This window comes from Bacillus sp. 0209A (assembly GCF_036765095.1).
GTDB lineage: Bacteria > Bacillota > Bacilli > Bacillales > Bacillaceae > Bacillus > Bacillus subtilis_G.
Genome location: NZ_JBAIZV010000006.1, coordinates 92,844 through 107,905, shown reverse-complemented (window position 1 = coordinate 107,905; position 15,062 = coordinate 92,844). Strand labels below are relative to the sequence as shown.

Sequence of the window (15,062 nt, the reverse complement as noted above, 5' to 3'; positions counted from 1 at the left end):
TTCTCCACTCCGCAATAAATTAAGTTAAATGAAATTTGAATAGTTCCTCATACTTTGGTGATTGATTCAAATGTATTTGAAAGAGCGAGAATCGTTCAGCCATCATCGAAACCTCTCCGCTTTCAAACGGGACATGTGCCGGAAATCCTTCTTCGCCTGTCCATTTTCTGGCCAGCGTCATATGAGGGTGGTACGGTCTCTTTTCCACTTGAAAGCCGGCTTGAAGAACAGCCTGTTTTGTATGTTCCCGCAGCATTTCAAGTGTTTTGTTTTTCTTTGGCTCGAGGTGTAAAACACGCGGCCTTCTGCGGTCGCCGAATACATCAATTTTGCCAAACTCAATCGGAAACGGATCGGTTTCTGAAGCAATCGCAGCTAGCGAGCCTTCAAGCTGCTGGATTTGTGTCTCATCCGCCGCTCCGAGAAAAATCAACGTGATATGATAGTCAAGCGGGTGCACCCATTTTTGAAACGTTAAAACCGGCTCGTTTTTCGCAGCCTGGTCAATCGGATTCGCAATTCCTTCAGGAATGGGAACGCCGATGAAATAATGAGGCCGTATATCTGGCATCCGTCTGACACTCCCTTCTGTAACAGCTATTATTTTATCAATAAAGAGGCTGTGCGGATAGAGGAACAGTGTATGAAAACACTCTCGCACAAACGTTTATTATGTTAGGATATTATACGACACTTGTTTTATTCAGAAAGGAATGACAATGTTGAAAATCGTTGAAAATACAGCTGATCTGATTGGAAATACACCGCTTGTGAGATTGAATCGGCTTCAGCCGGAAAACGCGGCACAAGTCTATTTAAAGCTTGAATTTTTCAATCCGAGCGGCAGTGTGAAAGACAGAGCTGCTTATCATATGATGATAGAAGCGGAACAAAATGGTTTGCTCAAACCGGGATCAGTGATTATCGAGCCGACAAGCGGAAATACCGGAATCGGACTCGCCATGAATGCGGCCGCGCGCGGCTATAAAGCGATCTTAGTTATGCCTGATACGATGACGAAGGAACGGATCAACCTTCTTAAAGCTTACGGTGCAGAGGTTGTATTAACACCCGGAGCGGAAAGAATGCCGGGCAGCATCAAAAAAGCGAAGGAGCTTGCTGAACAAATTCCGAACAGCTATATCCCAATGCAGTTCGATAACACCGCAAATCCTGACGCGCACCGAAAAACAACGGCGCCTGAAATTGCCCGGGCAATAGAGGAAATTGGAAAGCCGCTCGGCGCTTTTGTCGCCTCTTCCGGAACGGGAGGAACCATTACCGGAACAGGTGAAGCGCTCAAAGAGCTTTTCCCGGATATCACGGTTCATGTTGTCGAGCCCGCGGGTTCGCCTGTATTATCCGGAGGAAAACCCGGCGCACATAAGCTTGTAGGGACGAGCCCAGGCTTTATTCCTCCGATTTTAAATCAAGACGTCTATGACGAAATTATCAAAATCTCTGATGAAGACGCCTACACGACGACAAGACGCCTTGCTGCAGAAGAAGGAATTCTTGTCGGGCCCTCTTCAGGTGCTGCCTGTTTCGCGGCAATCGAAACAGCGAAACGCCTCTCTCCTGACCAAGTCGTGGTCTGTATGACAGCCGATACGGGAGAACGGTATTTATCAACTGATTTATGGTCATTTGTTTAAAAAAGGACGGGCTTCAGAAAAAGCCCGTCCTTTTATTTTGCAAGTTCGTAGATCGCCTGCGCATATAAAGCTGTCGATCTCAGCAAATCATCAATTTCAATATATTCATCCTTTTGGTGTGCGCTGTCAGGACGTCCGGGGAAGAGCGGGCCGAACGCGACACCTGCTTTTAAAGATCTGGCATAAGTCCCCCCGCCGATTGAGATTAAATCAGCTTTTTTGCCCAGCTGGCCTTCATAAACCTTTTGCAGGGTTTTGACTAACGGATGGTCTGCTGACACATGATGCGGCTTGCTGTCTTTGAATTCTCCCAGCTTAAATTCAGATGCGCTTTCGAATGCATCGCGGATCACTTTGCTTTCCGCGGTCACAGGATAGCGGATATTGATCCCGAGTTCGCCTCCTTGCCCTTCCGTATAGCGGAGTGTTCCCACATTTAATGTCAGCTCGCCGCTAATGTCATCTTCACAATCAATATTCAGTTTCTTTCCTCTCGTATCGCCTGAAAACTTGTCTGTGACGACTTGCACAAATCGCTGTCCTGCTTCGTCAAGCTCAGCCTGCTGCAGAAATTCACACAACAAAATGCCGGCATTGATTCCATTGTTCGGTTCCATCGCATGGCAGGAAAGCCCGTACATACGCAAAATGAGCTGACCGTTCTCTATGCCAGCTTCTCCTTTTTGATCCGTCGTGCGAAGCATATCTTTAAATGAAGCAAGAATCTCTTCTTTTTTCAGCCCTTCAATGACAGCTTCAGCAGCATCGGGCACCATGTTCAAGCGAAGACCCGACTGAAATGAGACAAGCATTGCCTCAGAATCGGCTAGGTTTGAGTGGGGCGGGATAAGTAAAGACGCATCAATGATTCCTTTTTCCGCGTTAATAATCGGAAAATCGGCGTCAGGCGCAAATCCCAGTGTCGGCATTTCTTCATGCTTGAAATAATGCTCTACACATCTCCAATCGCTTTCTTCATCTGTTCCGATAATGATTCTGACGCGCTTGGACAGCGGCAGATTCATGTCTTTCACGATTTTCAGCGCATAGAATGCCGCCATTGTCGGACCTTTGTCATCAATGGCCCCCCTTGCATAAATCCGTCCGTTACGGATATGAGCTGAAAACGGATCACTCTTCCAGCCGTCTCCGGGCGGCACGACGTCAACATGGCATAGTACGCCGACAATGTCATCGCCCTCGCCCCATTCAATATGACCTGCGAAGCCGTCAAGATTTTTTGTTGTAAAGCCTTCTTTTTCTCCAAGCTCCAGCAAGGAAGTCAGGCTGGCGTTTACTCCTTCTCCAAACGGTTTGCCGGTTCCTGCGGTTGTTTCATCCATTACACTGTTGATTCTCAAAAATTCCTGTGTATCACGAATTAAATCCTCTTTTCTTCTAATCACTTCAACTTCCCAGTTCATAACGTTCCCCTTTCCGCAAGAAATCACTTGCAAAAACCAAATAAAACGAATAATATTAATGGTGTTTTGTTAAAACGTTCGTAATTGGAGGATACTATGTTTCATCTAAAAGAGCAGAAAACATCCATAAAGCAAGAAATCATAGCAGGGCTGACGACCTTTTTCACAATGGTCTATATCGTCGTGGTCAATCCGGTCATTCTGGCTAACGCCGGGGTTCCTTTCGACCAGGTTTTCACCGCAACGATTATTGCCTCCATTGTCGGAACGCTGTGGATGGCCCTGGCAGCAAATTATCCGATTGCTATTGCGCCCGGCATGGGCTTGAACGCTTATTTAGCCTTTCATGTCGTAAGCGCCAGCGATGGCGGCATCACATACGCGACAGCTTTCAGCGCCGTATTTACAGCAGGGGTTCTCTTCATTATTCTATCGTTAACGCCTTTAAGAAAACAACTTATTGAGGCGATTCCAAACAATTTAAAATACGGAATCACAACAGGCATCGGGCTGTTTATCGCTTTTATCGGTTTGCGGCAGGCGGGAATTGTGGCAGCTGATGAGTCAAACTTGGTTACTCTCGGCGATTTGCATTCACCTGGTGTGATTTTAACGCTGATCGGGCTTTTGATCAGTGTGGTCTTGATGGTCCTCAACGTCAGCGGTGCCTTATTTATCGGAATGGCAGCGACCGCTTTGATCGCCTTTTTTACCGGCCAGCTGCATTTACCGAAGGGATTAATGTCGCTTCCTCATTTGCCAGACGGCCTGATCATTTCAAATCCGTTTTCCGCTTTTGGCGATGTTGTACATCACGGCCTGTACGCTGTTGTCTTTTCTTTTCTTCTGGTCACGATATTTGATACAACAGGCACGATGATCGGTGTTGCTGAGCAAGCCGGGCTGATGAAAAATAACAAGCTGCCGAACGTGCGAAAAGCGCTGCTGGCTGATTCAACTGCGACAACAGTAGGAGCGGTTTTCGGCACAAGTCCAACGACGGCATTTATCGAGTCATCCGCTGGTGTCGCAGCCGGGGGAAGAACGGGGCTTACAGCTTTGACTGTTGCGGTGCTGTTTGCGGTTTCAATGTTTTTCAGTCCGCTTGTCAGTGCCTTATCCGGCATAGCCGCCATCACCTCTCCTGCTTTAATTATCGTCGGCAGCCTGATGATGCGCTCGGTGTCCAATATGAACTGGAAAGAGATGGACGAGGCATTCCCTGCGTTTCTCGTCATTCTGTCGATGCCTTTGACATCCAGCATTTCTACAGGAATCGCGCTTGGCTTTATTTCGTATCCGATTGTAAAAGCAGCGCGGGGAAAATGGAGAGAGATTCATCCGCTCGTTATCGTTTTCGCTATTCTGTTTTTCATCCAGCTGTTTATTTTATAGCACATACAGAAAACCCAAACGTCAGCCGTTTGGGTTTTTTATGTAAACAATAAAAAGACAGCAGCCGCTAATAAACAGCATGCGGCAAACGCATAGTGCAGGATGTTGATACAGCTTTTTCTGGCCCGGTAATACTCATCACTTTCCTTATCGGCGCCAATTAGAATAGGCGCATCCATCACTTTGTCAAAGATAAGCGTAAGGATATAACGGCAAACACCTATATATACCAAGAGCGCAATCAGCTTCAGCCAAATCGGGGAGACAAAGATTAGAACGGCGAAAGCTGACAACAGCATACACATCCGTCTTATATACTCGCCATTCCTCAGCAAAACTTTGAAAAACAATTCCTTATAGCCTGTGTAGATTGTTCTTTTTTTAAATATCCTTCTTGAATTTCGGAATAATAATGGTTTTCTTCTCATCCTGTCTTTCACTTTCGGCATTCCCGCCTCCTGGCTCATCATCATCACAAGCCCGGCAAGCGCCAGCCTGCTTTTTTTCTCTTCAGTCACCTCTGCTTCAAAAGCCGAGAACGAAGCTGTCTTTTTCAAACTGCGGACGAATGCGAAAATGAAAAACAAAATGCCAATGAGCGCAAGCAACCCCCACTCAGTGAAAATGATTAGGCCAGCAGAACCAGCAAAAAGAACGGCTCTGACAAGAATTTCGGCAACCCGCCTCGAAATGGAACGCGGCTTTCTGATCCTGTCTTGCTTTAAGGATAAGAAGAACATATGAAGGCCAAACAAATAACATAATAGAGCCGCGCTTTCTGCTAATGTGATATGAAGAGAATGACTGATAAAAGGAAGAACAATGAAATAGAGCAGCAGCCATTTGCCGAGCGTGACCAAAAAAGAATACACCAGCGCGTACCGTTTTAGCTGGTAGATCAGCTCTTTCTTTTGCAGCAAAAACACGTTGTCCGCTTCCATTAAAAACGTATGGATCGAGCCTGTGCACACGATCAGCACACAGACGGCGTACAGCCATCTCCATTCCATCACCTCAGACCACTCATAAAAAAGGCCTCTTCCGTTCATCAAATCGATATACTGATAGATGACAAAAGCAAGCGCCGGTAAAACAATGTAGAGAGCGACTGTCCAGTCAATGACCGCATGCAATACCTTAAACTGATACCTGTAATAGTCAAACAGCCTGCGAAAAAAGAGCGATCGCCCGTTCATGGCCGGTCACCTTGGACCGCCTTATAAAAACAGTCAAGCAATGACTGCCCCTCTGATCCGGTCTGTTCCTGAATATCTTGTAACGTGCCCTGGAGAAACAAAGAACCTTTCTCAATCATATAAAACCGGTCGCAGATTTTTTCTGCGGTATCGAGTACATGTGTGCACATGAGAATGCCGGCTCCCCTTTGTTTTTCATCCTTAAGCATGTCCACAAAACGTTTCGTTGATATCGGATCAAGGCCAATAAATGGTTCATCAATCACATACATATCCGGCTTAGAGAGAAAAGCTTGGATAAGCATCAGTTTTTGCTGCATGCCTTTCGAAAAGGTGATTGGCAGCTCATGCATAACGTGATCAAGCGAAAATGTCTGCAGCAGGCTTTCTGCCCGAGGCGCAAATTCACGCTCATCAATACCGTGCAACGTGCTGACCAGATCCAAATGCTCCCACAGCGTCAGTTCTTCGTAAAAGGACGGGTGCTCCGGAATGTAGGCAAATGAAGAGTCATTCCAAGCAATATGGCCTTTAAAGTCTTCTGAGAGGCCGAGTATCGCCTTGATTGCGGTGCTTTTCCCGGCGCCGTTTGCTCCGATCAGCCCGACTATCTCCCCTTTTCCGACTTCCAGAAAAACATCGGTGAGCACTTTTTTTCGGCTCGTATACCCCGCCTGTTCTATTGAAGCCTCAAGCATTTTTGCCAAATCTCACTCCTCCTCCAAAATTTACTACGAAACAGAATAAAAAAAGTTTCTTTAACCATAATAATATTGTGCCGAAATACATAGTAATCCAACAAGGATGGCTGCACAGCTCAAATTGGAAAAAATTAATAGGAGTTATCCCTAGATTCATTACTGCGATATCGTGTATAATGAGGGCGAATTATCTAAAAACTATAATATAAAATGTCTGCCTTTGTTGCTATTTCGTACGCAGTTGATAGTCGTGAGTTGTGGTTAGTCAAGTCCATCCGATCTTATGATAGGGAGTGGTTTTTTGAAACCTTCAACAAACCGTATGCTAACTCGAATTAAATCAGTTTACATGTTTATCCAAGAAAAAGGCCTTGTGACAACACAGGAACTGGTTGACGAATTCGGCATTACACCTAGAACAATTCAAAGAGACTTAAATGTGTTGGCATATAATGATCTTGTTCATAGTCCAAGCCGTGGCAAGTGGGAGACAACGAGAAAGAAAGTAAAGATTACATCATAAACATTGAAAATTACATAGGGCCGCCTGAGAGCGGCCTGATAGATACAGGGCGAAGAACTTTCTGAGCCTTGTTTTTGTGTGCTTACTTATATATAAAAAAATCCCGCATTAAAATGCGGGATTTCATTTTGTCATCTTTTCAGCGTGATTGAAAACCCTTGAAGTCTAGAAAAGGCGAGCATTGGAGCAGAGCGAATGTTTTAATTCGTGAGCACCAACGCGCAGACTTGACAACGAATGCGAGGGTTTGTCGACACGCTGAAATCCCGCATTAAATGCGGGATTTCTTCATGCCTGCGGTTCATTCAGCCAATGAAGTTCTTCTGCTGTAAGCTCACGGTATTCTCCCGGTGACAAGGCAGGATCCAAGGAAACACGCCCCATTGATAAGCGCTTCAGATAAATCACTTCATTGCCGACCGCCTTTGCCATCTGCTTGACCTGATGGTATTTTCCTTCCGTAATCGTCAGGTATATCACGGTATCGCCGTTGTCGTTTGTCTTGATTTCCGCTTTTGCCGGCTTTGTTTGATAGCCGCCTTCTATGTAGACACCCGCTTCTAAATCCGAGATGTCTTCCGGTGAAATCTGTGATTGTAAATGGACTTCATACGTTTTTGGAACATGCTTTTTAGGCGATAGGAGCCGATGTGCCAGCTGGCCGTCATTGGTGAGCAGTAAAAAGCCTTCTGTATCCTTATCAAGCCTGCCGGCGGGAAAGGGTTCAAATCTCATCTCTTCCGGCGTCAGCAGATCGACCACTGTTTGCTGACGGCTGTCCTCAGTCGCCGACAGCACTCCCTGCGGCTTATTCATCATGAGATAAATGAACTCGCGGTAATCAACCGGTTCTCCGTATACGGTAACCTCTTGCGTATCAGGATCAACGTGCGCCTTTACATCTTTGGCCGGTTTGCCGTCGACCATGACGGCCCCCGCCTTCACAACGGCTTTGACTTCTTTTCTGGAACCATATCCGCTGTTGGCAAGCAGCTTATCAAGTCTCATTCCCGATCTCTCCTTTATAAAAGAAAGCCCGCAGCATGCGAGCCCTCTGTTTCTTGATTATCTAGTTCATCAGCCGGCATGTCTGCCTTTCTTTAAGAACCCGGGCAAACGGCGGCCTAATATTTTCTGCAAAAATCCTATTCGGTATCCGCAATACAGGTAGACAGCTCCGCCAATAGCGGCCGCAATGACTACAACGATCGCAGCTTGCACTTGACCATCCTGGTAGGAAATAAAGAAGCTTAGTACCCACTGTACGATTTTCACAGCTATCCCCATAATGGCTGACAAGACCAGCATCAAAACAGTCCGTTTGACTAATATCTTATACGAATAGCCCGCGTGGCGTTTGATCATGATAAATCCGTATAAAAGCGACGCGCTATATCCAAGCGCCGTCGCTAAAATCGCGCCGTCAGCCTGCATCAGCTTGATCAGCGGAACATTCAGCACAAGTTTGATCACGACGCCGATCACAAGGCTGACAACCGCAAATTTTTGTTTATTGATGCCCTGCAGAATCGCTGCGTTGACCGTAAATAAAGAGAACAAAATCGCGACTGGCGAATACCAAAACAGAATGTTTGCCCCCAGTTCAGGAAGAAGGCTCTCTGATCCGTAAAAGAACGTATACGTCGGTCCTGCCAACACTGAAATCCCAACAACTGCCGGAATAATTAAAAACAGGATCGTCTGCATCGTTTGATTAATCTGCTGATTCAACAGCTTATAGTTTCCGCTAGTAAACGATTCAGTAATCGTTGGAATTAATGTCAATCCAAAAGCTGTTGCAAGGGAGACCGGAATCATCACGAGCTTCTGCACATACAAGGTAAGAATCGCCATCATGTCCTGGCTGATGGCTTGATGGCCGGCTTCGATCATCGCTTTGTTAAACGTATTTGTATCAATATAGTTATACAAAGGGATGGCTAGTCCGACAAAAACGTACGGAGCGGCATAGCTGAACAGCTCGAGAAACATTTTCTTGTAGCTTAAGTTTGCTGTCGGCCCCGTATTCGGCATCATCGCCAGTAGGCTGCCCTTCCGTTTATTCCAATAAATATACAGTACGATCAGTCCTCCGAAGGCGCCGATCAGCGCTGCGAAGGTCGCATAACCTACAGCGATCACAAGGCCGCCGTTCAAAACCTTCAAGATCAAGAATGTCGCACTCAATAAAAAGATGATGCGGACAATCTGTTCAACAACTTGGGAAACAGCCGTCGGCCCCATCATTTGGTGCCCTTGAAAGAATCCGCGGACAAGGCTCATAATCGGCACGACCAAAAGCGCTAAGCTGACCATGCGGATGACATAAACGACATGATCAATTGTCAGGCCGTTATTATCCTTGCCTCCCAGCGATATTTCCGCAAAAAACGGAGCTGATAAATACAGAATGAAAAAGGCAATCATACCGGTGACAAGCATAATCGACATACCCGCCTTAAGCATTTTTCTGCTTGTTTCATAGTCCCCTTTGGAATTATATTTGGAAACAAATTTAGAAACGGCGGCTGGAAAGCCCATCGTGGCAATATTCAAAAATAATGTGTATTGGTTGTATCCATATTGAAACAATGCACCGCCTGTCGCCCCGACCATAATGCTGAAAGGAATTAAATAGACCATTCCAAGAATCCGCGATATATATGTACCGAGCGTTAACACAAACGTGCCTCTTAACAGTTTGCTTGACATGTTTCTTCATCACCATTTTCTACGAAGATTCAACTTTTCTATTTTACCACAACTGGGCATTTAGACGGTAATAAATACAAAAGCAATCTTGTGAACGATTCAGGTTCGCGGCAAAAGACGTTTAAGGAGAGGCTTTCTTTCGCTATAATAGTACTGCGGGCGGGGTGTCCGCAGACGAAACAGAAAAAGAAAGTTGATGATAAAGATGAAACAGTATGACGTTATCGTAATCGGCGGAGGCCCTTCAGGGTTGATGGCCGCAATTGCAGCAGGAGAACAGGGCGCTGATGTTTTGCTGATAGATAAAGGAAATAAGCTAGGCCGGAAACTCGCGATTTCCGGGGGCGGCCGCTGCAATGTGACGAACCGCCTTCCTGTGGAAGAAATTATTAAGCACATTCCAGGCAACGGCCGTTTTTTATACAGCGCGTTTTCTGAATTTAATAATGAAGACATTATCAAGTTTTTTGAAAATCTCGGCATTCAATTGAAGGAAGAGGATCACGGCCGGATGTTTCCTGTGACAGACAAAGCGCAAAGTGTCGTCGACGCGCTGTTAAACAGGCTGAAACAGCTGCGCGTAACCATCCGAACGAACGAGAAAATTAAATCTGTCATCTATGAAGATGGACAGACAGCAGGGATTGTGACGAATAACGGCGAAATGATCCATAGCCAGGCAGTCATTATCGCTGTCGGCGGTAAAAGTGTGCCTCATACCGGAAGCACGGGAGACGGCTATGAATGGGCTGAAGCTGCAGGCCATACGATTACAGAGCTGTTCCCGACAGAGGTTCCCGTCACATCTTCCGAACCGTTCATTAAGCAAAAAACACTTCAGGGATTATCACTTAGAGATGTTGCCGTCAGTGTGTTAAATAAAAAAGGCAAACCGGTCATCACACATAAAATGGACATGCTGTTTACCCATTTCGGCCTCTCAGGACCGGCCATTCTCAGATGCAGCCAATTTGTCGTGAAAGAGCTGAAAAAACAGCCGCAAGTGCCGATCAAAATTGATCTGTATCCTGATATCAATGAAGAAACGTTATTCCAAAAGATGTATAAAGAACTGAAGGAAGCACCGAAAAAAACCGTTAAAAACGTGCTGAAGCCTTGGATGCAGGAGCGCTATCTTCTATTCTTGCTCGAAAAAAACGGCATCTCTCCGAACGTATCGTTTTCCGAGCTGCCAAAGGAGCCTTTCAGACAATTTGTAAAGGACTGCAAGCAGTTTACCGTACTTGCAAACGGCACACTGTCTCTTGATAAGGCATTCGTCACAGGCGGCGGGGTATCTGTAAAAGAAATTGACCCGAAAAAGATGGCTTCTAAAAAAATGGAGGGGCTGTATTTGTGCGGTGAAATTCTGGACATCCACGGCTACACAGGGGGATACAATATTACCTCCGCCCTTATCACAGGAAGGCTTGCGGGGCTCAATGCCGGTCGCTTCGCCCGCTCTTGACCAGACCTTTCATTTTTTTACAAAACGCTGAACATTTGAAAATTCTCCGCATTCATGGTACGGTGAGACTTGTTTTGTTTCACCTGATTGCGGGGTAATTTTAAGAGAGGAATGATTTGCCATCGTACGACCATACTAAGCCTGCGAGCAAGATATAGGCGTACACAAAAAATTTAGAGGGTGAGAATATTTGAAAAATATATCTAGTGTATTTTGGATTGTGATTGTGATCACAGCTGCTGCTGTATTGTGGGGCGTTGTGTCTCCTGACAGCCTGCAAAACGTAACCCAATCCGCGCAAGCTTTTATCACCAATTCGTTTGGCTGGTATTATCTTTTAGTTGTGTCATTATTTGTCGGGTTCTGTCTGTTTTTGATTTTCAGCCCGATCGGAAAAATTAAACTCGGTAAGCCCGATGAAAAACCGGAATTCGGGTTATTATCATGGTTTGCCATGCTGTTCAGCGCAGGCATGGGAATCGGCTTAGTATTCTACGGTGCGGCTGAACCGATCAGCCATTACGCAATTAGCTCTCCATCAGGTGAAACAGAAACCCCCCAAGCCTTCAGAGATGCGCTCCGTTATACGTTTTTCCACTGGGGTCTGCACGCTTGGGCCATCTATGCCGTTGTGGCATTATGCATTGCATATTTCCAATTCCGAAAAGGCGCTCCTGGATTAATCAGCAGCACGCTGTCACCGATTCTCGGTGATAAAGTAAACGGCCCGATCGGAAAACTGATTGACTGTATCGCTGTTTTTGCCACAGTCGCCGGGGTAGCGACAAGCCTTGGTATCGGGGCAACTCAAATCAACGGCGGATTGAATTACTTATTTGGTATACCAAATAACTTTCTCGTTCAATTTATTTTGATCGCTGTTGTTACGATCCTTTTCTTGGTTTCTTCGTGGTCCGGACTCGGAAAAGGCATTAAGTATTTGAGCAACACCAACATGGTATTAGCTGGACTGTTAATGCTGTTTGTGCTGTTTGCCGGGCCTACCGTATTGATTATGAACTCTTTTACAGATTCTATCGGACAGTATATACAAAACATCGTGCAAATGAGCTTTAGACTGACGCCGTACGATCCTGAGAAACGTGAATGGATTAACGGCTGGACGATTTTCTATTGGGCATGGTGGATTTCCTGGTCTCCATTTGTGGGCATTTTCATCGCCCGGGTATCCAGAGGACGGACGATCCGTGAATTTTTAATTGGTGTCTTGGTAACACCATGTATTCTCGCGTTCCTATGGTTCTCTATCTTTGGCGTATCGGCTATGGATATTCAGCAAAAAGGCATCTTCAATGTAGCGAAACTGTCAAGTGAAACGATGCTGTTTGGAACACTCGACCACTATCCGCTGACGATGCTGACATCTATTATGTCATTGATCCTGATCGCCGTGTTCTTTATCACGTCTGCCGACTCCGCAACATTTGTGCTCGGTATGCAGACGACATACGGTTCATTGAACCCGGCCAATTCAGTAAAATTCAGCTGGGGCATCATTCAATCTGCCATGGCTGCTGTCCTCCTTTATTCCGGCGGACTTTCCGCTTTGCAAAACACAGCTATACTCGCGGCGCTGCCGTTTTCTATCGTCATTCTGCTGATGATTGTCGCTCTTTATAAATCATTGGCAAAAGAAAGAAAAGAGATCAGAAAAGCAGAGAAGCTTCAGAAACCGAGAAGCCCGAGAGTGAAAAAAGCTTAATCACAAAAAAGATCTTTCCGCTTGTGCGGGAAGATCTTTTTTATTTGCGATATAGAATAAGGGCGGAAAAACAGTAAAGCTGCTCGCCGTCTGGGTCGCACGCCGCCGAAACCGTATATTTGATATCAATCAGCTGTTCCTCCGCTATCCCTTTTAAAAACGAATTAATTTCCGTCTGTAAGTCTTTTTCATGCTCTTCATCAAATACCGCCACCTTCAGCATCTTATCCGCTCTCCTTTCTCTATCAATCTATTCCGCTTGGGACAGCGTTATGATAGAGAAATCTTGATTATCTCGTCTCCGGATAAAAAGCCCGTCTATGGCGTTTCTTCTGCGGCTCATCTTCTTGCCGCTCCACTTTGAGGAGCACGGCATAAACAATTCGCATATGACAGTAGCTGATCAGGCTGACGCTGAAAAAAGGGACAATGCCGGGCAGGTACGCAAGCAAGAAAAAGAGAGCGACAGTCAGCGCCAGCATGACGAGCGTATATTGCAAATACGCCACACTGAGCAAGAGCGAAAACTTCACATACAGACGTTTTTTCCATTCAAAATGGACAAGCAGCGGAAACACATAAAAAAGCATGGATACGAACAAAAATCCAAATATCATAATGGCAAAGCGGAGGACATGCAGAAGGAAATGGCTCGGATAAATAAAAGCCAAATCGATATAGATGATCAAACCGATGATCACCAATACTGCGCCGATCAGATTTGAACGGAGAAATTCAGCCTTGTATTCTCGCCAAAACGTTTTTAAAACAGGGACGTTGTCCTGCCCCTGAACCCATTTCCGCATGACAGCGAATAAAGCCGCGGTCGCGGGCATGATGCCGAACAGCCCGAGACCGATCAGCGTAAAAAACAGCCAAAGCAAGTTTGTATACGCAAATCTCATGATCCACTCACAAAAGCGCAGCACCCGCCCCATTGAACCATCATGCTCCACGGCGGTCCCTCCTTTTCGCATTATACATTTTGCATCTGAAACAGCCTCTTAATGTTGATCGGCTTCTTTTCGGCAACCGAGCGCCACATCCCCTCACCAACCGCGATGGAGTAGGCTCCTGCTTCAGCTCCGGCTAAAATGTCATAACGGCGCAGCGGGTCTTTTCCTAAAAAAAGATCCTCAAGCAATAACGGATCACCCCCGCCGTGCCCGCCCTCGTTTTTGACCACTTGTATCGTCTGCTTTGATTCAAAAAGCGGATAGTATTCAATTGTCTGCTCAGGAAAAGCAAACGGAATTCTGGAAGGCTCGTGAAATTCATTTGATTCGATACGCCCTTTTGTGCCATTGATCGTCAGCCGGTAGCCTTCATACGGGGCGGAAAATATGATCGAGTAGCTTAAGAGCGCACCGCCGTCATATTTGACAGCCGCCACGTACGTATCCTCAATGTCAATCTCCTCGTCAAAAATGCACGCGTCAGGCCTGTACGCTGTATACAAGCTGGACTGGTCTCCCGCTTGAAGATGATCATCCTTTACAGAGGCTATAGAAGAACGGGAATGCCATCTTGAATAGTATTGACATTTTTCTTTGACACGGCACGTCCCGCAAAAACGCCCGTCTTCTTCCGGCAGCGGGTTCCACTCACTGTCCGCCCCATAGTAATTCAAGGCGCCATAAGCAAATACCTCAACCGGTTTTTGCCCGAGCCACCAATTGACGAGATCAAAGTGATGTGTTGATTTATGGACAGAAAGACCGCCGGAAAATAGCCTCGACCGGTTCCAGCGTTTAAAATAACTGGCGCCGTGATACGTATCAATATACCAATTCAAATCAACAGAGGTGATCCTGCCTATTTTTCCATCCAGAATCATTTCTTTCATTTTCCGATGAAACGGGCTGTAGCGATAGTTAAACGCGACGGTGACTTTCCCTTTGCTTTTCGCCTCCGCCTCAAGCACCCGATTCGCATCCCGCACCGTCGTCACCATGGGTTTTTCTGTCATCACATCCGTATCCCACTGAAGGCTTCTTAAGATATATGTGACATGTGTGTCATCCCTGCCTGCCACAATGACAATATCAGGCTTTGAAACGCGCATCATCTCATCAAAAGTGTCTTCGTTGTACTCCGGCACGTGGGCAAGCTCGGGAAACCTCTTCTTGCAAACGGCAAAACGTTTTGGATCGGCATCCAGCAATCCCGTAATCTCATATTGTGTTGAAAACCGCTCCATCAGCGGTTTGATAAACATACTGAGCGCTCTGCTGCTCACTCCGCAAATGACGATGTTCTTCAATG

General features: G+C 46.0%; 14 protein-coding genes. 5 read left to right on the top strand and 9 right to left on the bottom strand.

Features of this window, described 5'->3' with window-relative positions:
- Positions 1-19: 19 nt before the first annotated feature.
- On the bottom strand, positions 20-571 hold the full coding sequence (gene thpR, locus V6D44_RS18630) for an RNA 2',3'-cyclic phosphodiesterase (RefSeq protein WP_087992846.1): 552 nt from the start codon (positions 569-571) through the stop codon (positions 20-22).
- Between the two features lie 148 nt (positions 572-719).
- Here thpR and cysK point away from each other — a divergent pair, with 148 nt between their 5' ends.
- Positions 720-1,655, top strand: coding sequence for a cysteine synthase A (gene cysK / locus V6D44_RS18625; protein WP_087992847.1), 936 nt, complete (start codon positions 720-722; stop codon positions 1,653-1,655).
- A gap of 32 nt (positions 1,656-1,687) precedes the next feature.
- Here the strand turns inward: cysK and pepV are convergent, their stop codons facing one another.
- Positions 1,688-3,079, bottom strand: coding sequence for a dipeptidase PepV (gene pepV / locus V6D44_RS18620; protein WP_333516795.1), 1,392 nt, complete (start codon positions 3,077-3,079; stop codon positions 1,688-1,690).
- Between the two features lie 96 nt (positions 3,080-3,175).
- Between pepV and pbuO the strand changes: the two genes are divergently transcribed.
- The gene (gene pbuO / locus V6D44_RS18615) at positions 3,176-4,474 is read left to right on the top strand and encodes a hypoxanthine/guanine permease PbuO (protein WP_087992849.1); all 1,299 of its coding nucleotides are present in this window, start codon (positions 3,176-3,178) and stop codon (positions 4,472-4,474) included.
- Positions 4,475-4,512: 38 nt separating this feature from the next.
- Here pbuO and V6D44_RS18610 read toward each other — a convergent pair whose 3' ends face one another.
- Entirely contained in the window at positions 4,513-5,670 is a 1,158-nt protein-coding gene (locus tag V6D44_RS18610) for an ABC transporter permease (RefSeq protein ID WP_333516794.1), read from the bottom strand.
- The gene (locus V6D44_RS18605) at positions 5,667-6,377 is read right to left on the bottom strand and encodes an ABC transporter ATP-binding protein (RefSeq protein WP_087992851.1); all 711 of its coding nucleotides are present in this window, start codon (positions 6,375-6,377) and stop codon (positions 5,667-5,669) included. Before V6D44_RS18605 ends, V6D44_RS18610 begins: the two co-directional genes overlap by 4 nt.
- Positions 6,378-6,672: 295 nt before the next feature.
- On the opposite strand from V6D44_RS18605, the gene V6D44_RS18600 reads away from it, so the two are divergent.
- On the top strand, positions 6,673-6,894 hold the full coding sequence (locus V6D44_RS18600; RefSeq protein WP_003152337.1) for a DeoR family transcriptional regulator: 222 nt from the start codon (positions 6,673-6,675) through the stop codon (positions 6,892-6,894).
- A 288-nt stretch (positions 6,895-7,182) separates the two neighbouring features.
- Here V6D44_RS18600 and V6D44_RS18595 read toward each other — a convergent pair whose 3' ends face one another.
- On the bottom strand, positions 7,183-7,902 hold the full coding sequence (locus V6D44_RS18595; protein WP_087992852.1) for a pseudouridine synthase: 720 nt from the start codon (positions 7,900-7,902) through the stop codon (positions 7,183-7,185).
- A 69-nt stretch (positions 7,903-7,971) separates the two neighbouring features.
- Positions 7,972-9,606 carry a lipid II flippase MurJ gene (murJ, locus tag V6D44_RS18590; RefSeq protein WP_087992853.1) on the bottom strand — a complete coding sequence of 545 codons (1,635 nt, stop codon included), beginning with the start codon at positions 9,604-9,606 and terminating at the stop codon, positions 7,972-7,974.
- Between the two features lie 205 nt (positions 9,607-9,811).
- Here murJ and V6D44_RS18585 point away from each other — a divergent pair, with 205 nt between their 5' ends.
- On the top strand, positions 9,812-11,074 hold the full coding sequence (locus tag V6D44_RS18585; protein WP_202327715.1) for an NAD(P)/FAD-dependent oxidoreductase: 1,263 nt from the start codon (positions 9,812-9,814) through the stop codon (positions 11,072-11,074).
- Between the two features lie 190 nt (positions 11,075-11,264).
- The gene (opuD, locus tag V6D44_RS18580) at positions 11,265-12,797 is read left to right on the top strand and encodes a glycine betaine transporter OpuD (protein ID WP_087992854.1); all 1,533 of its coding nucleotides are present in this window, start codon (positions 11,265-11,267) and stop codon (positions 12,795-12,797) included.
- Between the two features lie 40 nt (positions 12,798-12,837).
- Here opuD and V6D44_RS18575 read toward each other — a convergent pair whose 3' ends face one another.
- The 3 genes from V6D44_RS18575 to V6D44_RS18565 form a co-directional block, all read right to left on the bottom strand.
- Positions 12,838-13,020, bottom strand: a complete 183-nt coding sequence (locus tag V6D44_RS18575; RefSeq protein WP_087992855.1) for a sporulation protein Cse60 — start codon at positions 13,018-13,020, stop codon at positions 12,838-12,840.
- A 67-nt stretch (positions 13,021-13,087) separates the two neighbouring features.
- The gene (locus V6D44_RS18570; RefSeq protein ID WP_087992856.1) at positions 13,088-13,753 is read right to left on the bottom strand and encodes a YesL family protein; all 666 of its coding nucleotides are present in this window, start codon (positions 13,751-13,753) and stop codon (positions 13,088-13,090) included.
- A 20-nt stretch (positions 13,754-13,773) separates the two neighbouring features.
- On the bottom strand, positions 13,774-15,060 hold the full coding sequence (locus V6D44_RS18565) for a Gfo/Idh/MocA family protein (protein ID WP_253268487.1): 1,287 nt from the start codon (positions 15,058-15,060) through the stop codon (positions 13,774-13,776).
- Positions 15,061-15,062 lie beyond the last annotated feature (2 nt).